This is a genomic window from Sanguibacter gelidistatuariae (assembly GCF_900096585.1).
Taxonomy (GTDB): domain Bacteria; phylum Actinomycetota; class Actinomycetes; order Actinomycetales; family Cellulomonadaceae; genus Sanguibacter; species Sanguibacter gelidistatuariae.
This window is the reverse complement of record NZ_FMYH01000005.1, coordinates 88291-109367: the sequence shown is the minus strand read 5'-3', so window position 1 is coordinate 109367 and position 21077 is coordinate 88291. Positions and strand designations below refer to the sequence as shown.

At 70.4% G+C, this 21077-nt stretch carries 18 protein-coding genes; 8 read left to right on the top strand and 10 right to left on the bottom strand.

Translation table 11 applies throughout. The features are described 5' to 3' along the window. Positions 1–119: 119 nt before the first annotated feature. Positions 120–1997: a 1-deoxy-D-xylulose-5-phosphate synthase gene (dxs, locus tag BLQ50_RS11960; protein ID WP_093184344.1), complete on the bottom strand. Its 1878-nt coding sequence runs from the start codon at positions 1995–1997 to the stop codon at positions 120–122. Between the two features lie 222 nt (positions 1998–2219). Between dxs and guaB1 the strand changes: the two genes are divergently transcribed. The 4 genes from guaB1 to BLQ50_RS11940 all read left to right on the top strand — a co-directional run bounded on the left by guaB1 (position 2220) and on the right by BLQ50_RS11940 (position 6128). Then, positions 2220–3674 (top strand): GMP reductase, encoded by a 1455-nt coding sequence (gene guaB1, locus BLQ50_RS11955; protein ID WP_093183968.1) that lies wholly within the window; start codon positions 2220–2222, stop codon positions 3672–3674. A 4-nt stretch (positions 3675–3678) separates the two neighbouring features. Beyond that, on the top strand, positions 3679–4353 hold the full coding sequence (locus tag BLQ50_RS11950) for an NUDIX hydrolase (RefSeq protein WP_093183966.1): 675 nt from the start codon (positions 3679–3681) through the stop codon (positions 4351–4353). A gap of 127 nt (positions 4354–4480) precedes the next feature. Then, a complete protein-coding gene (locus BLQ50_RS11945) occupies positions 4481–5215 on the top strand; it encodes a type 1 glutamine amidotransferase (RefSeq protein WP_093183964.1) in 735 nt (244 codons plus the stop codon). Then, a complete protein-coding gene (locus BLQ50_RS11940) occupies positions 5208–6128 on the top strand; it encodes an aminoglycoside phosphotransferase family protein (RefSeq protein ID WP_093183963.1) in 921 nt (306 codons plus the stop codon). The genes BLQ50_RS11945 and BLQ50_RS11940 overlap by 8 nt, the downstream gene beginning before the upstream one ends. Positions 6129–6160: 32 nt before the next feature. Here BLQ50_RS11940 and BLQ50_RS11935 read toward each other — a convergent pair whose 3' ends face one another. The 3 genes from BLQ50_RS11935 to BLQ50_RS11925 form a co-directional block, all read right to left on the bottom strand. Beyond that, the gene (locus BLQ50_RS11935; protein ID WP_093183961.1) at positions 6161–6712 is read right to left on the bottom strand and encodes a DUF488 domain-containing protein; all 552 of its coding nucleotides are present in this window, start codon (positions 6710–6712) and stop codon (positions 6161–6163) included. Positions 6713–6943: 231 nt separating this feature from the next. Then, positions 6944–9700 (bottom strand): aconitate hydratase AcnA, encoded by a 2757-nt coding sequence (gene acnA, locus BLQ50_RS11930; protein ID WP_093183960.1) that lies wholly within the window; start codon positions 9698–9700, stop codon positions 6944–6946. 184 nt (positions 9701–9884) lie between these two features. Then, complete coding sequence (locus tag BLQ50_RS11925; RefSeq protein ID WP_093183958.1) at positions 9885–12278, bottom strand: HAD-IC family P-type ATPase; 2394 nt, start codon at positions 12276–12278, stop codon at positions 9885–9887. A 175-nt stretch (positions 12279–12453) separates the two neighbouring features. Between BLQ50_RS11925 and BLQ50_RS11920 the strand changes: the two genes are divergently transcribed. Together BLQ50_RS11920 and BLQ50_RS11915 are read left to right on the top strand one after the other, a co-directional pair. Beyond that, entirely contained in the window at positions 12454–12969 is a 516-nt protein-coding gene (locus BLQ50_RS11920; protein ID WP_093183956.1) for a hypothetical protein, read from the top strand. A 71-nt stretch (positions 12970–13040) separates the two neighbouring features. Further along, positions 13041–13655, top strand: a complete 615-nt coding sequence (locus BLQ50_RS11915; protein WP_093183955.1) for an acetyltransferase — start codon at positions 13041–13043, stop codon at positions 13653–13655. Between the two features lie 70 nt (positions 13656–13725). On the opposite strand, the gene BLQ50_RS11910 is transcribed toward BLQ50_RS11915, so the two are convergent. Together BLQ50_RS11910 and BLQ50_RS11905 are read right to left on the bottom strand one after the other, a co-directional pair. Continuing rightward, positions 13726–15048: a class I SAM-dependent RNA methyltransferase gene (locus tag BLQ50_RS11910; RefSeq protein WP_425424096.1), complete on the bottom strand. Its 1323-nt coding sequence runs from the start codon at positions 15046–15048 to the stop codon at positions 13726–13728. 30 nt (positions 15049–15078) lie between these two features. Continuing rightward, entirely contained in the window at positions 15079–17088 is a 2010-nt protein-coding gene (locus BLQ50_RS11905) for an APC family permease (RefSeq protein WP_093184341.1), read from the bottom strand. Positions 17089–17232: 144 nt separating this feature from the next. On the opposite strand from BLQ50_RS11905, the gene BLQ50_RS11900 reads away from it, so the two are divergent. Together BLQ50_RS11900 and BLQ50_RS11895 are read left to right on the top strand one after the other, a co-directional pair. Beyond that, positions 17233–17883 (top strand): potassium channel family protein, encoded by a 651-nt coding sequence (locus BLQ50_RS11900; protein WP_093184338.1) that lies wholly within the window; start codon positions 17233–17235, stop codon positions 17881–17883. After that, the gene (locus BLQ50_RS11895) at positions 17883–18557 is read left to right on the top strand and encodes a potassium channel family protein (RefSeq protein ID WP_093183951.1); all 675 of its coding nucleotides are present in this window, start codon (positions 17883–17885) and stop codon (positions 18555–18557) included. The genes BLQ50_RS11900 and BLQ50_RS11895 overlap by 1 nt, the downstream gene beginning before the upstream one ends. On the opposite strand, the gene BLQ50_RS11890 is transcribed toward BLQ50_RS11895, so the two are convergent. From BLQ50_RS11890 to dut, 4 genes are all read right to left on the bottom strand, one after another. Further along, positions 18490–19251, bottom strand: coding sequence for a DUF3159 domain-containing protein (locus BLQ50_RS11890; RefSeq protein WP_175559118.1), 762 nt, complete (start codon positions 19249–19251; stop codon positions 18490–18492). The genes BLQ50_RS11895 and BLQ50_RS11890 overlap by 68 nt on opposite strands. 7 nt (positions 19252–19258) lie before the next feature. Next, positions 19259–19627, bottom strand: coding sequence for an OB-fold nucleic acid binding domain-containing protein (locus BLQ50_RS11885; protein ID WP_093183950.1), 369 nt, complete (start codon positions 19625–19627; stop codon positions 19259–19261). Beyond that, positions 19627–20439: a DUF3710 domain-containing protein gene (locus tag BLQ50_RS11880; RefSeq protein ID WP_093183948.1), complete on the bottom strand. Its 813-nt coding sequence runs from the start codon at positions 20437–20439 to the stop codon at positions 19627–19629. The genes BLQ50_RS11885 and BLQ50_RS11880 overlap by 1 nt, the downstream gene beginning before the upstream one ends. 143 nt (positions 20440–20582) lie before the next feature. Next, entirely contained in the window at positions 20583–21056 is a 474-nt protein-coding gene (gene dut / locus BLQ50_RS11875) for a dUTP diphosphatase (protein WP_245701161.1), read from the bottom strand. Positions 21057–21077: the final 21 nt, after the last annotated feature.

Genomic DNA, 21077 nt, shown 5'->3' with positions numbered 1-21077 from the left:
GTTGGGCAAGGTCCGCGCACGCTTGAGGGGCCGACCGTTACCGGGTCGGCCACCAGAGGCGCGCGCTGTGAGTGATCACGGACACAGCATATAGCCGCCGGGCAGATCGACGTCGCAGGTCAGCGCGCGAGCGCGTCGAGCACGTCGCGGGCGATGTCCGGGGCGCCCAACCGGTTCGCGGCCACGATCTGCGCGCGGGTCGCGTGATCGAGGAACGCCGTCGGCAGCCCGACCGTGTGCACCCGGGTCCGCAGCCCGGCCTGGCTGGCCCGCTCCCCCAGCAGCGCGCCGATCCCGCCCTCGGCGAGGCCGTCCTCGATCGTCACCACGAAGTCGTGCTCGCCGCTGAGCTTGACGAGCGCGTCCGGCATGGGCAGCACCCAGGTCGGTGCCGCGACGGTTGTGGCGACGCCGTGCGCGGCGAGCAGCTCGCTCACCTCGAGCGCGGTCGTCGCCATCGAGCCGATGCCGACCAGGAGCACCCGGACAGACGCCTCGCCGGGATCCTGACGGGAGAGGATGTCCACGCCGTCGAGGGAGTCGATCGCCGGCAGCGCCTCCCCCATGCTCCCCTTCGGGTAGCGCACGACGCTCGGCGCGTCGTCGATGTCGACCGCGCGGCGCAGCGCGGCCCGCAGCGTCGGCTCGTCGCGCGGCGCGGCCAGGTGCAGACCCGGGACGATGCGCAGCATGGCCATGTCCCACATGCCGTTGTGGCTCGCGCCGTCGTCGCCGGTGATCCCGGCGCGGTCGAGCACGAACGTGACCCCGGCCTTGTGCAGGGCGACGTCCATGAGGACCTGGTCGAAGGCCCGGTTGAGGAAGGTCGCGTAGAGCGCGACGACGGGGTGCAGCCCCGCGAAGGCCATGCCGGCCGCGCTCGTGGCGGCGTGCTGCTCGGCGATCCCGACGTCGAAGGTGCGGGTCGGGAACGCCGTCCCGAAGGGCGCGAGCCCGACCGGGGCGAGCATCGCGGCGGTGATCGCCACGACGTCGGGCCGGGCGTGCCCGATCGCGACGATCTCGTCCGCGAAGACCTTGGTCCACCCGAAGCGGGACGGTGCCACGGGCAGCCCGGTCTCGGGGTGGATCTGCCCGACGGCGTGGAAACGGTCGGCCACGTCCTGCTCGGCCGGGGTGTAACCGCGGCCCTTCTCCGTGATGACGTGCACAAGGACCGGGCCACCGAAGGCCTTGGCGGCCCGCAGCGCCCGCTCGACCGCGCCGATGTCGTGCCCGTCGACGGGGCCGATGTACTTGATCCCGAGGTCCTCGAACATGCCCTGCGGGGCGACGACGTCCTTGATGCCCTTCTTCAGCCCGTGCAGGGCGTCGTAGGCCGCACGCCCGGGAGGGCCAGAGCGGTTCAGCGTGCGCTTGCCCCAGGACAGCACGTTCTCATAGCCGCGGGTGGTGCGCAGCGTGTCGAGGTGGTGGGCCATGCCACCGATCGTGGGGGCGTAGGAGCGACCGTTGTCGTTGACGACGAGCACGAGGCGACGGTCCGGGCCGGCGGCGATGTTGTTGAGCGCCTCCCAGGCCATGCCGCCGGTCAGGGCGCCGTCGCCCATGACGGCGACCACGTGCCGATCGGTCAGCCCGCGCACGACGTTCGCCTTGGCGATCCCGTCCGCCCAGCTCAGCGCGGTCGAGGCGTGGGAGTTCTCGACGATGTCGTGGGGCGACTCGGCGCGGCTGGGGTAGCCCGACAGGCCCTCGCGCCTGCGCAGGTTGGCGAAGTTCTGCCGACCGGTGAGCAGCTTGTGCACGTAGGACTGGTGGCCGGTGTCGAAGACGAAGGAGTCCGAGGGCGAGGAGAACACCCGGTGCATGCCGATCGTCAGCTCGACGACGCCGAGGTTGGGCCCCAGGTGCCCACCGGTGCGCGAGACGGACTGCACGAGGAAGTCGCGGATCTCGGCGGCCAGCTCCTCCGCCTGCGCGGGTGTGAGCCGCCGGAGATCATCAGGTGACTGGATCGATTCCAACAGCCCCATGGTGTTCCTCCTCAGCTGCCGCAGCAGCTCGGGGGCGAGCTCGCGCACGGCGTGGTCGTGCGGGATGCACAAGGAACCACTCTATTGGGCGACCGGCACGGCTGCGCCCCGATGACGGCGTCGGGCATGGAAATTCGAGGAAAACCGCAGAACGGTCGGCAGAATCACACACGATCCTCACGATCGGTCCTCCCGGCCGTCGCCGGTTCGTAGACTGAGGTCATGCGCTTCTTGGACGGACAGCAGCCCACGACCGACCTCACCTATGGCGACGTGTTCCTCGTCCCGGCCCGGTCCGAGGTGACCTCACGCTTCGACGTCGACCTCGCCAGCCACGACGGGACCGGAACGACGATCCCGCTCGTGGTCGCGAACATGACCGCGGTGTCGGGGCGGCGGATGGCCGAGACGATCGCCCGGCGCGGCGGCATCGCCGTCATCCCCCAGGACATCCCGACCGATGTCGTGGCCGACGTCGTGGCGACGGTCAAGGCGAAGGACCTGGTCGTGGAGAGCCCTGTCACCGTCGCCCCCGGGGACACCGTGCACAATGCGCTGACGCTGATCGGCAAGCGGTCCCACGGCGCGGCGATCGTCGTCGACGGAGGCCGCCCGGTCGGCATCGTCACGGCCTCGGACTGCCTCGGGGTGGACCGGTTCACGCAGGTCCGCGAGGTCATGTCGGCGAACCCGACGCTGATCGACGCCGCCGTGCTCGCCGGCTCAGGAGCAGCCGGCATGCGCGCGGCCTTCGACCAGCTGCACGCCTCCCGGCGCAAGCTCGCCCCGGTCGTGCGCGACGGCGAGCTGGTCGGCGTGCTGACCCGGGTCGGCGCGCTGCGCTCGAGCATCTACGAACCCGCAACCGACGCCCAGGGTCGCCTGCGCATCGCCGCGGCGGTCGGCATCAACGGCGACGTGGCCGCCAAGACCGCCGAGCTGCTCGCCGCCGGGGTCGACGTGATCGTCGTGGACACCGCCCACGGGCACCAGGCCAAGATGCTCAGCGCGCTGGCCGCCGTGCGCTCGGTCTCCCCCGACGTGCCCATCGTGGCCGGCAACGTCGTGACCGCCCAGGGGGTCACCGACCTCGTGGCGGCCGGCGCCGACATCGTCAAGGTCGGCGTGGGCCCCGGTGCCATGTGCACCACCCGGATGATGACCGGCGTCGGGCGCCCCCAGTTCTCGGCCGTCCTGGAGTGCGCCGCGCGCGCCAGGGAGCTGGGCAAGCACGTCTGGGCCGACGGCGGGGTGCGCCACCCGCGCGACGTCGCGCTCGCCCTTGCCGCCGGCGCCTCCCAGGTGATGGTCGGCTCCTGGTTCGCCGGCACCCACGAGAGCCCCGGCGACCTGCACGACGACGGCAGCGGCCGGCTCTACAAGGAGAGCTTCGGCATGGCCTCGGCCCGGGCCGTAGCCGCGCGGACGGCGGGCGGCTCACCCTTCGACCGGGCCCGCAAGGCGCTCTTCGAGGAAGGCATCTCCTCCTCCCGGATGTACCTGGACCCCGCGCGCCCCGGCGTCGAGGACCTCGTCGACGAGATCACCTCGGGGCTGCGCAGCGCGTGCACGTATGCGGGCGCCACGAGCCTGCCCGAGTTCGCCGAGCGCGCGGTCGTGGGCATCCAGTCCGCGGCCGGTTACGAGGAGGGTCGCCCGCTGCCCGCCGGGTGGTGAAGCCATGACCGAGTCCGTCCGCGCCCAGCTCGACCGCCTCGTCCGGTCCGGCCTCGTGTGGGACCGGGCCCTGTCCCACACGGACGCGCAGGCCCGGGCGGCGGCGGTGCTCGTGCTGTTCGGTGACATCGGACCGGCGGCGGGCGCCCTTGGGACTCCCGGCCGCACGGCCGGTGGTGGCGCGCCGGCCGTGGACCTGCTGTTCGTCGAGCGGGCGGCCTCGCTCAACCATCACCCCGGTCAGATCGCCTTCCCCGGCGGGCGGATCGACCCCGAGGATTCGGGCCCGGTGGCCGCCGCGCTGCGCGAGGGCGCGGAGGAGACGGGCCTGGACCCGGCCGGCGTCGACGTCGTCGGCGTGCTGGGCGACCTGCCGCTGCCGGTCAGCAACCACGTGGTCACCCCGGTCCTGGCCTGGTGGGATGTGCCGTGCGCGGTCGCGGCCATGGACCCCGCCGAGTCCGCAGCCGTGTTCCGCGTCCCCGTCGCCACGCTGCTCGACCCGGCAAACAGAGGGACGGCCGTGATCCACCGCGGGACGCGCGTCTTCGACAGCCCAGCCTTCGCGGTCGAGGACCGGATCGTCTGGGGCTTTACCGGACTTGTCCTCGACGGGCTCTTCGACGCCCTCGGGTGGACGCAGCCGTGGGAACCGCGGCCCATCGACGTGCCGGCCTGAACTGTCGCGGCCTGGCCGCTCGGTGTCCCGCCGGTCGATAGCATGGCGGCATGACCCACTCACCAGCCTGCTCCCTGACGACCGGTCGGCCGACCGGGTGCACGCGCCCCGCTGTCGAGGCCGACGCGTGAGCCCTGCCCGCACCGTCCTGGTCGTCCAGCACGCCGCCTGGGAGGAACCCGGGATCATCGCCCGAGCCCTCGACTCGCGCGGCCTGACCTGGCGCGCGGTCACGGCCCTGGACGATCCGAACCCCGATCTGCCGGACGTCGCCGAGCTCGACGGTCTGGTTGTGATGGGCGGGCCGATGGGTGCGCTCGACGACGCCGCCCACCCGGGTCTCGCGGCCGAGCGTCGGCTGCTGGCCGAGGCGACCGCCGCCGGGGTCCCGGTCCTGGGCGTCTGCCTGGGCATGCAGCTGCTGGCCGTCGCGCTCGGCGCCCGGCTGCATACGGGCCGCGGGTCCGAGGTCGGCATGGCCCCGGTCGCACTGACCGGCGCCGGTCTGCGTGACCCCATGCTTTACCCGCTCACGGTCGACGCCACCCCGGACCCCGTCGTGCTGCACTGGCACGGCGACGCCGTCGACGCCCCCGCCGGATCGACCGTCCTGGCGTCCTCGGATGTCACCCCCGTGCAGGCCTTCCGCCACGGCAGCGCCCTCGGCCTGCAGTTCCACCTCGAGGTGGACGGGCCTCTGCTCGCCCGGTGGCTCGCCGAGCCCGTGATGAGCGGCGACCTGTCCGCGGGCGCCGTCGCCCAGATCGCCGCCGACGCGGCCGCCCGCTTCCCGAGCCTCGTGCCGCGCGCCCACGTCGTCTTCGGCGCCTTCGCCGACGCGATCCTCAGCCGACGTGGCTGACAAGCCCGCGGCCGAGGTCGAGGTCGACGCCGCGCTCGTGCGCCGGCTGCTGGCCGACCAGTGCCCGCAGATCGACGGCCTGGGTGCGGTGGCCGAGCTTGATCTCCGCCTCGTCTCTCAGGGCTGGGACAACGCGATGCTGCGCCTCGGCGGCTCCGCCGCCGTCCGCGTCCCGCGACGCCTGTTCGGTGCGCAGCTGCTCGTCAACGAGCAGACCTGGTTGGCCGGCATGGCGACGGCGGTCGACGTCCAGGTCCCCGCTCCCCTCTTCGCCGGCACGCCGACGTCGTACTACCCGTGGCACTGGAGCGTGGTCCCGTGGATCGAGGGTCGGGAGGCCGGCGCCGTCGACCGAGCGCGGCTCGGTCCGATCGCCGCTCCCCTCGCGCGGTTCCTCACCCAGCTGCACGCCCCCGCGCCGGCCGACGGACCGGTCAACCCGGTCCGCGGCGGTCCGCTCGCCGATCGCGACGCGGTGGTGCGGGAGCGGATCAAGGCCATCGCTCACGCCCGCGGGGACGAGCTCCACGCGGTCTGGGCGCAAGCGCTCGCCTCTCCCGAGTGGGACGGCCCCGCGCTGTGGCTGCACGGCGACCTGCACCCCTTCAACATCGTGGTCGGCGGGTCCCCGGCCGGAGACGTCGAGCTGCGCGCGGTCGTCGACTTCGGCGACATGAGCTCCGGCGACCCGGCCTGCGACCTCGCGACCGCGTGGCTGACCTTCGACGCCGCGGGCCGGGCGGTCTTCCGGGCCGAGGTCGAGGCCCGCTGCGCCGTCGAGGAGAGCACGTGGCTGCGGGCGCGCGGCTGGGCGCTGATCATGGCGACCGCCATGGCGGCCCACAGCGACGACGACCCCACCTTCGCCCGGCTCGGCGCGCAGGCGCTGGACCAGGTGCTCAGCGGGGACTGACCCGCGCCGTCCGCGCGCTGCACTCGGCTCCGCTACGTGGTCTCCGGGTACCACACACGCTCGCCGTCGACCGCGGCGAAGCTTGTCATGGCGTGAGGTTTCGTCGACGTGGAGGACATGATGTCTGCGACCTCGATGCCTCGGACCAGCAGGGCGTCCCCGATCAGCGAGCGATGGCAGCGCCACGGGACCGCCTCGGCGCACATGACGGCAACCCTGCGCCGCTCGGCCAGGTTGATAAGCGTATCGATGCCGACGGCGAATGCCGGGGTCTGCATGTAGTCGGCATAGTTGCGAAAGCTCTTGTTCCGCCACGCCCCGTTGATCGAGTCGGTTCCCACCGGGGTATACCGCAGCCCGCCCAGCTCGGCCAGCCGTTCGTAGCCGATGCCCGCTGCAGCCAGGCTGCCCTCAAGAGCCTCTTGACCGAATTGCGGGTTGTGCCGAGAACCGGGCACGGTCCGGACGTCGACGACCTCCTGGACGGCGTTGTGCATGAGCATCCGGACAAACTCATCGATCGGATGCGTCGAATGGCCGATCGTGAAGACGAGCGGACCCGTCCTGGTCGCCGGAGTGGTCATCCCTCATTCAACGCCCACCCGACCGCTACCACAACGCCGTCCCACCCGAACGCCCACCTCCCATACCTCCCCGTCCGTAGGTGCCCGACCGGGCGGAGTCGGGAGGTGGCCGGGGCCGCTGGGGCCGGACGGCCCGCGGGCTGGGGCGGCTGGGCGGACATACGCCGACGGCGGGGCTCCCACCGGAGTGGGTGCCCCGCCGTCGGGCGGTGCTGCAGGGGGTGCTGCGGGTCAGTTGGTGACCAGCGACCGGAGCACGTACTGCAGGATCCCGCCGTTGCGGTAGTAGTCCGCCTCGCCCGGGGTGTCGATGCGCAGGTCGGCGTCGAACTCGACGACGCTGCCGTCGCCCTTCGTCGCGGTGACGTGCAGCGTGTCCGGGGTGAAGCCCTCGTTGAGGCCCGTGACACCAGAGATGTCGAAGGTCTCGGTGCCGTCCAGGCCGAGGGTGTCGGCGCTCTGACCGGCCGGGAACTGCAGCGGCAGGACGCCCATGCCGATGAGGTTGGAGCGGTGGATCCGCTCGAAGCTCTCGGTGATGACGGCCTTGACGCCCAGCAGCGCGGTGCCCTTGGCGGCCCAGTCACGCGAGGACCCGGAGCCGTACTCCTTGCCTCCGAGGACGACGAGCGGCAGGCCGGCTGCGGCGTAGTCCTGCGCGGCGTCGTAGATGAACGACTGCTCGCCCTTGATGAAGTTGAAGGTGTAGCCACCCTCGACGTTCTCCAGGAGCTGGTTGCGCAGGCGGATGTTCGCGAAGGTTCCGCGGATCATGACCTCGTGGTTCCCGCGGCGTGAGCCGTAGGAGTTGTAGTCGCGACGCTCGATGCCGTTCTCGGCGAGGTACTCCGCGGCCGGGGTGCCCGGCTTGATCGCACCAGCGGGGCTGATGTGGTCGGTCGTGACCGAGTCGCCGAGCTTGGCGAGCACGCGGGCGCCGGCGATGTCGCTGACCGGGTCCGGGGTGAGGCCCATGCCCTCGAAGTACGGGGGCTTGCGCACGTAGGTGGAATTCGGGTCCCACTCGAAGATGTCCCCGACCGGTGTCTGCAGGGCGCGCCACTGGTCGTCGCCGGCGAAGACGTCAGCGTAGTCCTTGGTGAACATGCCACGGTTGATGGCCACGTCGATCGTGGACTGCACCTCGTCTGCCGAGGGCCAGATGTCCCGCAGGAAGATCGGGTGCCCGGCGTCGTCACGGCCCAGCGGCTCGTGCTCGAAGTCGAACTCCATGGTGCCGGCGAGCGCGTACGCGATGACCAGGGGCGGAGACGCCAGGTAGTTCATCTTCACGTCGGGGTTGATGCGCCCCTCGAAGTTGCGGTTCCCGGACAGGACCGAGACCACGGCGATGTCGTGGTCGTTGACTGCGGCGGACACCTCGTCGGCGAGCGGACCGGAGTTACCGATGCAGGTGGTGCAGCCGTAGCCGACCAGGTGGTAACCGAGCTTCTCGAGGTAGGGCCACAGACCGGCCTTCTCGTAGTAGTTGGTGACGACCTTGGACCCGGGAGCCATCGACGTCTTGACCCACGGCTTCACCGTGAGGCCCTTCTCGACGGCCTTCTTGGCGAGCAGACCGGCGGCCAGCATGACGGACGGGTTCGAGGTGTTGGTGCACGAGGTGATCGAGGCGATCGCTACCGCACCGTGGAAGAGGTCGTAGGTCTTGCCCTCGGGGGTGGTGACCGGGACCGTGCGACGAGCATGACCGCCGATGGCTGGGGAGTCGGAGGCCGGGAAGGACTCCTTCTCTGCCTGGTCGACGCCGTCGAGGACCTCGGGCGCGTAGGTGGGCAGGTCACGCTGGAACGCGGACTTGGCGTGGATGAGCTCGATACGGTCCTGGGGACGCTTCGGGCCGGCGATCGAGGGGACGACCGTGGACAGGTCGAGCTCGAGGTACTCGGAGAAGAGCGGCTCCACGTAGTCAGGGGACTGTGCGTCGTGCCACATGCCCTGTTCCTTGCTGTACGCCTCGACGAGCGCGAGCTGCTCCTCGGAGCGTCCGGTCAGGCGCAGGTAGTCCATCGTCACCTGGTCGATCGGGAAGATGGCAGCCGTCGAACCGAACTCGGGGCTCATGTTGCCGATGGTCGCGCGGTTCGCGAGCGGGACCGCCGCCACACCCTGTCCGTAGAACTCGACGAACTTGCCCACCACGCCGTGCTCACGCAGCAGCTGGGTGATGGTCAGCACCACGTCGGTCGCGGTGACCGTGGGCGGAATCTGGCCCGTGAGCTTGAACCCGACGACGCGCGGGATGAGCATCGAGACGGGCTGACCGAGCATCGCGGCCTCGGCCTCGATGCCGCCGACGCCCCAGCCCAGCACGCCCAGGCCGTTGACCATGGTGGTGTGCGAGTCGGTGCCTACGCAGGTGTCGGGGTAGGCGCGCAGCACGCCGTCGACCTCACGGGTCATGACGGTGCGTGCGAGGTACTCGATGTTGACCTGGTGCACGATCCCGGTGCCCGGGGGCACGACCTTGAAGTCGTTGAAAGCCGTCTGGCCCCAGCGCAAGAACTGGTAGCGCTCACCGTTGCGCTGGTACTCGAGGTCGACGTTGCGCTGGAAGGCGTCAGCACGGCCGGCGACGTCGATCTGCACCGAGTGGTCGATGACGAGCTCGGCCGGAGCGAGCGGGTTGATCTGCGAGGGGTCCCCGCCCAGCTCGACGACGGCCTCGCGCATGGTGGCGAGGTCGACGATGCAGGGGACACCGGTGAAGTCCTGCATGATCACGCGGGCCGGGGTGAACTGGATCTCGGTGCTGGGCTGGGCGTCAGGGTCCCAGTTCGCCACTGCGTTCACGTGATCAGCGGTGATGTTCGCGCCGTCTTCGGTGCGAAGAAGGTTCTCGGCGAGAACCTTGAGGCTGAACGGAAGCTTTTCCGTTCCCTGTACTGCGGAGAGTCGGAAGATCTCGTACGAGGTACCTTCGACCTCGAGAGTTCCCTTTGACCCGAACGTGTCCACGCTGCTCACGTACGCTCCTTCATCGTTGGCGAGTATGGTGCCCGCTGACCTGGCGACGGACGCCACCCGCGGTGCACCACTTCTGTTACATGGGGGTTTTTCCCAGCCTACGCCGGGTGCTGCTCGTTGGCTGGGGCGGGCACGCGTGCCCCAGCGATGAATCCACGACCATCATACCGCATGTATCTTGACGTCAAGATACATTCTTGCTCGCCAGCCACGGCGTCAGCCAGCGGTGGATCGCCTCGACCAGGAGACAGCCGACGACGATCGCCCCGACGATCACTCCGACGGCGCTGCGGCTCGGGTGCTCGAGGTTGACCAGCTCATGGACCCACGGGATCCACAGGGTCGCGGCCGCGGCCGCACCGAGCACCACGATCATCGCGATCTTCCACGCCGCCCAGGGGCGGGCAACCACACCCACGACCCACAGCCCGACGACGATGAGCACGATGTAGACGGCTGTGCGCGCCTGGACGAGGGAGTCGACATTCCACACGACCGAGAAGACGACGAGCGCCAGCGCCCCGGTGACGATCCCCAGCGGGATGGCGAAGGACAGGCAGCGCCGCAGAAATCCGGGCAGGAACCGCTGGTTGTTCGGCGGCAGGGCGAGGAAGAAGGCCGGGATACCGATCGTCAGGGAACCGATGACTGTCATGTGTCGCGGCAGGAAGGGATACGGCCAGGCGAGAAGCACCACGACGACGGCGAGCAGCGCCGCGTAGGTCGTCTTGGTCAGGAAGAGGGTCGCGACCCGCTCCATGTTCGCCATCACCCGTCGACCCTGCCCAAGCACCCCGGGGAGGGTCGAGAACCGGCCGTCGACCAGGACGATGCGCGCGACGGCCTTGCTCGCACCCGCGCCGTTGCCCATGGCGATGCCGAGGTCGGCGTCCTTGAGCGCGAGGGCGTCGTTGACGCCGTCGCCGGTCATCGCCACGACGTGGCCCTGGCCTTGCAGCACGTGCACCAGCTCGCGCTTCTGCTCGGGGGTGACCCGGCCGAACACGTCATACTCGTCGACGATGCGGGCGAACTCGTCCGGGTCGTCGGTGGGCAGGTTGCGGGCATCGTAGCCCTCGACAACAACGCCCTCCCCGCGCAGTCCCACCCGGGTGGCGATCGCGGCGACCGTGTCGGGGTTGTCGCCGGAGATGACCTTCGCGTGCACGCCCTGCTCGCGGAAGTAGGCGAGCGTCTGGGCGGCGTCTGGGCGGATCCGCTCCCCCAGCACCGCGACGACCGCGGGCACCAGGTCGGCTCCGAGCGGCGCGTCGGTCGCGGGCAGGCCCTGCGGGCTGCGAGCGAGCAGCAGCACCCGGGCGCCGGTGTCGGCCTCGGCGGCCACGAGGGCGCGCGCCTGCTCGGCGCCTGAGTCCGTGCGGTCACCGAGCAGGATCTCGGGGGCGCCCATGACCCAGGCGCCGTCGGCCGTGGCGACCGCACTCCATTTGCGGGCGGAGGAGAACGGGACTACGCCGGTGACCGCGGCAGCTGTGACCTCGGCGACGCCAGCAGCCAGGGCCTTGGAGGTGGCGTTCCCGTCGGAGTCGGCCGCGAAGGCGGCGAGCGCGGCCATCGCCCCGGGGAGATCGGCAAGGGTCTTGAGGCCGGTGAGGGACACGGTCCCGTCGGTGATGGTTCCGGTCTTGTCGAGGCAGAGCACGTCGACCCGGGCGAGCACCTCGACCGCGGCGAGCTCCTGGACGAGAACCTTCTGGCGGGCCAGCAGCATGGATGCGATCGCGAAGTTCAGCGAGGTGAGCAGGACCAGACCCTCGGGGATCATCCCGACCACGCCGGCCACGGCCGCGACGACGGCGTCCTTCCAGTGGCCGTCCTGGAAGGCGGTCTCCCATCCCCCGGTGGCCCGCAGCTGGCTCCAGGCGAGCAGGAGCGCGATGGGCACGATCCCGAAGGACACGACGCGCAGGATCTTGTTGACGCCGTCACGCAGGTCCGACTGCACGGTCGAGTACTTCTTCGCCGCGGCGGTGATCCGGTTGGCGTAGCCGTCCTCCCCGACCCGGGTCACCCGGTAGACGGCGCTGCCCGCGACGATCGACGAGCCGGACAGCACCTCGTCGCCGACGTGCTTGTGGACCGAGCGCGACTCCCCCGTCAGCAGCGACTCGTCGACCTCGAGGCCCCGCGTCTCCAGGACCTCCCCGTCCGCGGGGACCTGGTCCCCGGTCGCGAGGTGCACGACGTCGTCGCGCACGATGTCTTCGAGGCGCACCTGCGCCTGGGCGCCGTCGCGGGTCACCCGCGCGAACGGCGCGTCGAGGATCGCAAGGTTGTCCAGGGTGCGCTTGGCCCGGTACTCGGTGACGATGCCGATCGCCGCATTGACGACGATGACCAGGCCGAACAGCGCGTCCGGCCAGCGTCCCGTCGCCAGCACGAGGACCAGGGCGATCACCAGGATGAGGTTGAACAGCGTGAAGATGTTCTCCCCGAGGATGTCCTTGAAGGTCCGGGACGTCTGGTGGGAGACCGTGTTCGTCAGGCCCTTGGACCGGCGGTCGTCGACCTCGGCCGTCGTGAGACCCGTCGTCTCGGTCGTGGTCGATCCGTTCATCGGTTCTCCTGCGCGTCGCCCTCACTACCGGCCGTCATCACAGCCGAAGGAACAACATACCGACCCCCGGTGACTTCCGGGCTGGCTGCCCGTCCCCGTGGGCGCGACGAACGATCCTCTGGCGTGCGCCCGAGCCGGTGATCTCCGATGATGATCGAGGGACAGGAGGGACGCCGTGAGCGATGCGTGGACCGTCGTCGTCGAGACCGAGCATGTGCGACGGTCCTTCGGCATGCTCACGGCCTACGTGCTCGCCCCCGAGGCGAACGCCGAGCTGCTCACCGAGTTCGCGCACCTGTCCCTCGAGGAGCAGGTCAGCCTGCTCGCCGCGACGCGGAGCCTGTGGCACGCCTTCGCCGGCGAGGCAGCAGCTTTGGGCGGGTACTCCGGCTCCGTGGCCACGGCCCTGCGCCACACCCGCACCCTGACCGCAGGGCGGTATCTCGACACGCTGCCGGCCGCCGTCGACGTCGCTCACCGGGTCGACGACGCGCTGTCTCTTCCAGGGGCGGCCAGCCTCGACGCCCGGCTCGCCGCCGAGCTCGGCGAGCACCCCACCCACGCCCTCGGCGCCCTCGGGTACTTCCTCGGGGCCACGAGCAGTGCGCTCGGAGTGTGCGCCGCCCAGCAGAAGTGCTCCGCGGCGACCCTGCTCGCCGCGATCGGGCAGCAGCTCGCGCTGTCCGACTGAGAACGCGCTGCGCGTCACGCCGCGGATTGGACCGCACCCTGATAGGCACGTCACGGTGTGAAGATGGACCGATGACGACGACAAGCGCCGTGCTGCGCGACGACGACCCCCGCCGCTCCGAGCTCCAGGCGCAGGGCTGGCAGGTGGTGGCGCAGTCCTGGGGAGCCCAGCTCGACGCCGCAGGCGCAGACCGGAACCGTCTGCAGACCCTCGTGGACCTCGCTCGCCCGGTCGGGGAAGTCCGAGAGCTCACCCGCGCGGACGTGGCCGCGATCCTCGCGCTCGACCTTGCCACGATCAGGGACTACCCCGGTGGCGTGGCCAGTGCGCACCCGGCGCTCACCTCCGACAGCGCGCAGGTGGGTCCCGAGCGCCGCGCCTTCGGCGTCGTCAGCCCGGAGGGCGACCTCGTGGCCATGACCTTCGTCGACCTCGATTGTGACATCGCCGAGACCGACTTCACAGTCGTCGCACCCATGGGGCGTGGTTGTTGCCTCAGCACGGCGGTCAAGGCCGCGTCGGTGCTCGCCCTGCTGGCGGAGGGCACTCGCGCTTTCCGCACCGGTGGGTCGGCCGAGAATCCGGCGATCCTCGCCGCCAACCACCGCGTCGGGTACGTCGTCGACGAGCGCTGGCTGACGTTCGCCAGCCCGGCCCCGCAGGACGCCGCTCAGAGCTCCTCGTAGACCGCGGAGTCCTGACCTTTGTTGCGACCGTCCGGGCGGCCGACCGCAGTGATCGCCGCGCTCGGGTGCCTTACCGCGTGAGGACCGCCACGCACTCCACGTGGTGCGTCATCGGGAAGAGATCGAACGCCCGCAGGCTCTTGAGCTCGTAGCCGTCCTTTGCCAGGTACGCGATGTCGCGGGCGAGGGCGGCCGGGTCGCAGGCCACGTAGACGATGCGGGACGGGGACAGGGCGACGATCTCCTTGATCGTCTTCGCGCCGGCACCGATGCGGGGCGGGTCGAGGACGACGATGTCGGCCCCGCCGATCGCGCCGTGGCCAGCGGTGCGCAGCACGTGGTCGACCGCACCCTCGTGGATCTCCACCTGCTCGAAGGCGTGGGCGTTGCGGCGGGCGTCCTTGGCGGCGCGGGGGTCACCCTCGATCGAGACGACCCGACCGACCTGGCCGACGGCCTTGGCGAGAGGAACCGTGAACAGCCCGGCCCCGGCGTAGAGGTCGACGACCGTCGCGTCGGTGATGTCGCCGTCGGCCCCGCCGCGGGCGGCGTCGAGCACGACCTGGGCGAGGAGCGACGGCGCCTCGCGGTGGACCTGCCAGAACCCGTCGGCGGCGACCCGATAGGTGATCTCTTCGCCGTCGACCACGACGGTCTCGGTCACGGCGCGGCGGACGTTGGGCCGCTTGTCGAGGCCTCCCCCGCGCACGACGTCGCCGTCGGCCAGGACGATCGGGTCGGCGCCCGAGGCGGGCGCGACGATCTCGATCGCGGTGCCCGGGGCCCAGCGGCGGGTGAAGACCTTCTCGGCCGTGGCCGCGGCGAGCACCTCGTCGGTGGCCAGGGGCATGGTGTGCAGCGGGATGATGGTGTGCGAACGGAACATGCGCATGCCGGCCCGGCCTGCGTCGTCGGCCACCAGGTCGATGCGGGTACGCCAGCCGAGGCCGCCGCGCTCGTCGTCGCCGGGGGCAGCCTCCACGACGACCTCGCGGTCGATCTTGGCCAGACGGCTCAGCTGCTCGCTCACCACGGCGGCCTTCCAGCGGCGCTGCGCCTCGAGCGCGACGTGGGCCAGCTCGCCGCCGCCGACGCCGTCGGGGCCGGCCTGGCGCCACGGCGAGCGGACCCGGTCGGGCGATGCCTCGAGGATCTCGATCGCGTCGGCGCGCCAGAACTTCGATGCCTCGCCCGAGTCGGTCAGACGCGCGAGGACCCGCTCACCGGGCAGGGTATGCCGGACGAAGACGACGCGCCCCTCATGCCGGGCGACGCAGTGACCACCGTGCGCGATCCGACCGATCTCGAGCTCGACGAGCTCGGCAGGGGCTGATTCGACAGGTGAGGCCACGGCGGGAGCGGGCACGTCAGAAGGCACAGAGTTGGTAGGCACCCGTCAAGTATCCCCTGCCGCCCGGCCGGGTCAGTACCCGATCCGGCGTTGCTTCTCCACGTAGCTCGTTCCCTCGAGCCCGGTCTGCCCCTTTGTCGAGGACAGCTGCCACGGGACCGAGGCGACCACGACTCCCGGGGTGAACAGCAGCCGGCCCTTGAGCCGCAGCGCGCTCTGGTTGTGCAGCAGCTGCTCCCACCAGTGCCCGACGACATACTCGGGGATGTAGACCACGACGAGGTCGCGCGGGCTCTCCCGCCGGATGGAACGCACGTAGGACAGGATCGGACGGGTGATCTCGCGGAACGGTGAGTCCAGCACGCGCAGCGGAACCGGCAGATCGAGCGTCTCCCACAGGGCGGTCAGGCGCGCGATGTCCTCGGCGTCGACCCCCACCGTGATCGCCTCGAGGGTGTTGGGCCGGGACGCCCGGGCGTAGGAGATCGCGCGCATCGTCGGCTTGTGCAGCTTGGAGACCAGCACGATGGCGTGCACCCGGCTGGGCAGCGCGCGGGAGGCGGAAGGATCCTCGCCGAGGGCGAGCTCGGCCGAGACGACGTCGTAGTGCTTGCGGATCGCTTTCATCAGCACGAACAAGAAGGCCATGGCGAGCAGCGCGATCCAGGCGCCGTGCGTGAACTTCGTCAGCAGCACGATGATCAGGACCGTGCCGGTCATCACCAGGCCCAGCCCGTTGACCATCCGGGACCGGCCCATCTGGGCCCGCACCTTCGGGTCGGTCTCGGTGCGCAGGCCATCGGTCCAGTGCCGCACCATGCCGAGCTGGGACAGCGTGAAGGAGACGAACACCCCGACGATGTAGAGCTGGATGAGGCGCGTGACCTGGGCGTCGAAGGCCCAGATGAGGATGATCGCGCCGGCCGCGAGGGTGAGGATGCCGTTGGAGAAGGCCAACCGGTCACCGCGAGTGTGCAGCTGGCGGGGCAGGTACCCGTCCTTGGCCAGGATCGAGCCGAGCACCGGGAACCCGTTGAAGGCGGTGTTCGCCGCGAGGACGAGGATGACCCCGGTGACCGCTGAGACGGCATAGAACGCGAAGGGGAAGCCGCGGAACACCGCCTCGGCCAGCTGGCCGATCACCGGGTGCTGGACGTAGTCGAGCGGGAGCGGCTGCCCGTTGGCGATGAGCTGTTCGTGCGGGTTCTCGGCGTAGTGCACGCCGGTGAGCTTGGCGAGGAAGAGGATCACCATGATCATCACCGCGGAGATCCCACCGAGCAGCGCGAGGGTCGTCGCGGCGTTCTTGGACTTCGGCTTCTGGAAGGCGGGGACCCCGTTGCTGATCGCCTCGACACCCGTGAGCGCCGCGCAACCAGAGGCGAAGGCCCGGGCGATGAGGAAGGCACCGGCGAAGCCCATGATTCCCTCATCGAAGCCCGGCTGGGCCACGAGCTCGAAGCCCGCGCTCTCGGCCATCGGCAGGTTCCCCGAGACGCTGCGCACGAAGCCGACGACGGCGGTCAGCCCGATCGCGAACATGAAGAGGTAGACCGGGACGGCGAAGAACTTCCCGGACTCCTTGACCCCGCGCAGATTCGCGATGGTCAACAGCACGACCAGGCCGATCGCAAACTGCGCCTCGTGGTCTCGAAGCGCCGGGATCGCGCTCGCCGCGTACTGCGCCCCCGAGGAGATCGACACCGCGACCGTGAGGACGTAGTCGACCATGAGCGCGCTGGCGACGGCGACGCCGGAGTTCTTCCCGAGGTTCTTCGTCGCGACCTCGTAGTCACCGCCCCCGGAGGGGTAGGCGTGGACGTTCTGTCGGTAGGACGCCACGACGGTGATCATGACCAGGACCACCGCGAGACCCACCCACGGGGAGATCGTCGTCGCGGTGAAGCCGGCTACCGCGAGCGTCAGAAGGATCTCGTCCGGTGCGTAGGCGACGGACGAGAGGGCATCCGAGGCGAACACCGGGAGGGCGATCCGCTTCGGGAGGAGGGTGTGCCCCAAGTGGTCGCTGCGGACTGGACGTCCTAGCAGCAGGCGCTTGGCGGCATCTGCGATATCCGACACGTTGAGCAATGCTAGGCCCACTTCCACGTTTCCCGTCCAGTCGCGGCGAAAACCTTTACGGAACCCTTGCGCCCCGGGGCCTGTCTTTGATGCATCCACTTCGCCCAACCTGGTATAGCGTTTCGGGTTGTGCACTTCGTCATCATGGGATGCGGGCGCGTCGGAGCCACACTGGCCCAGTCGCTCGAAAATTACGGCCACTCCGTCGCGGTCATCGACCAGAACCCCGAAGCCTTCCGCCGGCTCAGCCCCGACTTCGGCGGCAAGAAGGTGACGGGCCTCGGTTTCGACCGCGACACCCTCCATCAAGCCGGGATCGACGACACCTTCGGGTTCGCGGCGGTCTCCGACGGCGACAACTCCAACATCCTCGCCGCGAGGGTGGTGCGTGAGACGTACGGGATCGAGAACGTCGTCGCCCGGATCTACGACCCGCACCGCGCGGAGATCTACCAGCGACTGGGCATCTCGACCGTCGCGACCGTCCGGTGGACCGCGGACCAGGTGCTGCGCCGGATGCTCCCGATGGGTGCGACCGACGAGTACCGCGACCCCTCCGGCCAGATCGGACTCTGCCAGGTCGACGTCCACGAGGGCTGGTACGGGCACTCCATCCGGTCCATCGAAGAGGCGTCCGGAGCCCGGTCGGCCTTCGTCAGCCGATACGGCGACGGCGTGATCACGCATGCGGACATGGTGCTCCAGGAGAACGACATCCTGCACATGCTCGTCCGCTCCGACAGGTCCTCCGACATGGAACGGATCTTGACCCACGCACCGAAGGTGGAGAGCTGATGCGCATCGTCATCGCGGGAGCCGGTTCCGTGGGGCGTTCGATCGCCCGCGAGCTCCTGGTCTCCGAGCACGAGGTCACCCTGATCGACCGCCAGCCGACGTCGATGCGCGTCGCCCAGGTCCCGGAGGCGGACTGGCTGCTCGCCGACGCCTGCGAGCTGTCGACGCTGACCGAGGCCAAGGTCGACGAGTGCGACGTCATCGTCGCGGCGACCGGTGACGACAAGGCGAACCTCGTCATCTCGCTGCTCGCCAAGACCGAGTTCGGTGTGCCACGCACCGTGGCCCGGGTGAACAACCCGAAGAACGAGTGGATGTTCGACGAGTCCTGGGGGGTCGACGTCGCCGTCTCGACCCCGCGGATCATGACCGCCATGGTCGAAGAGGCCGTGGCGGTCGGTGACCTGGTGAAGATCTTCACCTTCCACCAGTCGGGTGCGGACATCCTGGAGATCACGCTCCCGGAAGACTCACCGCTCACCGGTCAACGGGTGGGGCAGATCGTCTGGCCGGAGGACACCGTGCTCGCCGCGATCGTCCGCGGCACCCAGCCGATCGCGCCGAGCCCCGACGACACCCTCGAGGTCGGCGACGAGCTGCTGATCGTCACAGGGCGGGATGCGTCCCAGGCCGAGCTGCAGGCGCTGCTGGTCGGCGCACCAGAATCCAGGTAGCCCACAGCACCAGGGCCCACAGCGGGATTCCCATGACCAGGCGCGCCGTCCCCAGCCAGCCGACCGAGGAGCTGAGGTAGAGCGGCACCTGGACGGCGAGCCGGAGCGCGAACATGGCGATCCACAACCAGGTCGCGATCGTGTAGCGGCGCATGACGGCGCGGTCCTTGCGCCACGCCGTCGACCAGGCCGGCCCGGCGGCGGGCTCGTCAGCGGGCTCTGCGGCCAGCGGCGCGTCCTTGGCCGGCGCCCCGGTCGAGACACCAAATCCGGCCCGGAGCGCCTCGACGACGAGGCCCACGATGGGCCAGCCGATCAGCACGGTCACGAGCAGCACGGCGAGGTAGGCACCGTTCGTCCACAGGCCGTAGGCGAAGTAGTCGGTCGCGTCCCCGGACTTCCAGGCCCAGAACACCCCGATGCCGACGCCGAGCAGCCCGCTGAAAGCCTGTGTGATGGGGGTGCGTTGGACCAGGCGTGCGGCGACCGCGAGGACCGCCACCGCGAGCGAGGAGTACAGCGCCGGGGACAGCTCACGCGTGATCGTGTAGACCACGACAAAGACGAGCCCGGGGAGCATCGACTCGACTGCGCCGCGCATGCCCCCCACGGAGTCGGTCAGCGAGAACTCCTTGGCGGTCAGCGCACGCACGCCAGCCGGCTGCGTCGGCTCCACGACGGGGTCGGTGTTCATGGTGTGCTCATTCCCCTGGGCGGACCCGCAGCTCGTAGCGCGGGTTGAAGATCGTGGGTCGGCCGTCGATCTGGCAGACGAGGCCTTCGATGCGTGCGCGGCGGCCTGGTTCGATCCCGGCGATCCGGCGCCGACCGAGCCACACCAGGTCGACCGAGGCGCTCCCGTCGAACAGCTCGGCCTCGAAGGCCTGCACCCCCTGGCGTGGGCGGAGGATGACCGAGCGGATGACCCCGGAGAGCGCAACCTGGACCCGGTTGCCCGCGGCCGCGGCCGCGATGCACCCGGTCTGGGCGAGGGAGTCCGTGCGCTCCTCGTCAGCCGCGATCTCCTCCTGGGAGGCGAGGACGTGGCTGAGCGCCGACCGCAGGCTCATCAGTGGATCTCGGTGATCTCGGGACCTCGGGTCAGGGGGTCGAACTCGGGCCCGGTCGGGTTCGGTGCCGCATCGGCGGCGGTCGCGTCGGCGTCGGCCCCGTCGGCGGCCGGCGTCACGGCGCTGGTCGGCAGAGTCAGCACCAGCAGGTCGCGCGGGGGCCGTGCGTCGTCGCCACGCACGACGACGATCTGCCCGAAGATCTCCTCGAGGGTCTTCGCGGCCTCGACGTCGACCGCGGCCTTGCCGCTGATCACTCCGCGCAGGAACCACCGGGGGCCGTCGTGACCGATGAACCGTGCCGGGCGGTGCCCCGTGCGCCCGTCCGGGGTGCGGGCGGGGAGGCGGGCGAGCAGCTCGCGGCCGAAGGGGCCAGGCACGTCGTCGACGGACCCACCCTGCTTGACGATGGACTCGGCGATCTCGGCGCGGATCTCGTCCCAGATCCCGTCCGTGCGAGGCGCGGCGAAGGCCTGCACCTGGAGCGCGGAGCCGTCGACCGAGAGGCCGGTGCCAGTCACCCGGTTGGTCTTCTGGTCCACCTCCATCCGCAGCTCCATGCCCTGGATGCCGGGGATACGCAGCGCGCCGAGGTCGATCCGCTTGCCGATGTCGGGGACCTCGGAGACGTCCCAGGGACCCACGCCCGACTCATAGGCCTCGACCACATGGACGGTCGCTGCCGCCTGGTCGGCAGACTCGGCCGCTTCGACCGGCTCAACTGCCTCGACCGACGTGCTGGACTCGCTGTCGGCCCCCGAGTCCTGCGTCGGTGCAGGGGTCTCTTTGGAACCGCGTCGGAACAGAGCCACTGGTTCGTCTCCTTCAGATCTTCGCTGGTACGCGCAAGGTAGGTCCACCCCGGGAAAGAACAGCCGAACTACACAGGGCGGGACAACACTAAGCGGTCCGTGACCATCACGTGACAAGACTAGGCCGCGGGCGCCTCGGTGAACTAGTTCTCCGCTACAGGTGAACTTGTCCAGCCGCCGCTCGAACCGAAGCCGCCCTCGCCGCGGTCGGACCCCGGGAGGCGGTCGGCCAGGACGAACCTGGCCCGGGCCACCTGCTGCACGACGAGCTGGGCGATGCGGTCACCGCGGACCAGCGTGATGGTCTCGGTGGGGTCGGAGTTGTACAGGGTGACGGCGATCTCGCCGCGATATCCGGCGTCGACCGTGCCGGGCGCGTTGACGATCGTCAGACCGTGCCGGGCGGCCAGCCCGGACCGGGGGTGGACGAAGGCCGCGTAGCCGTCGGGCATCGCGATGGAGACGCCGGTGGGGACGGTCGCGCGCTGGAGCGGCGCGAGGGTGACGTCGACGGTCGTCACGAGGTCGGCGCCGGCGTCGCCCGGGTGGGCGTAGGCGGGCACCGCGGCCGCGTCGTCGAGCAGGGTGATGAGGATCTCTGGGGAGTGCGTGGTCACGGTAGGAGACTCTAGCGCTGG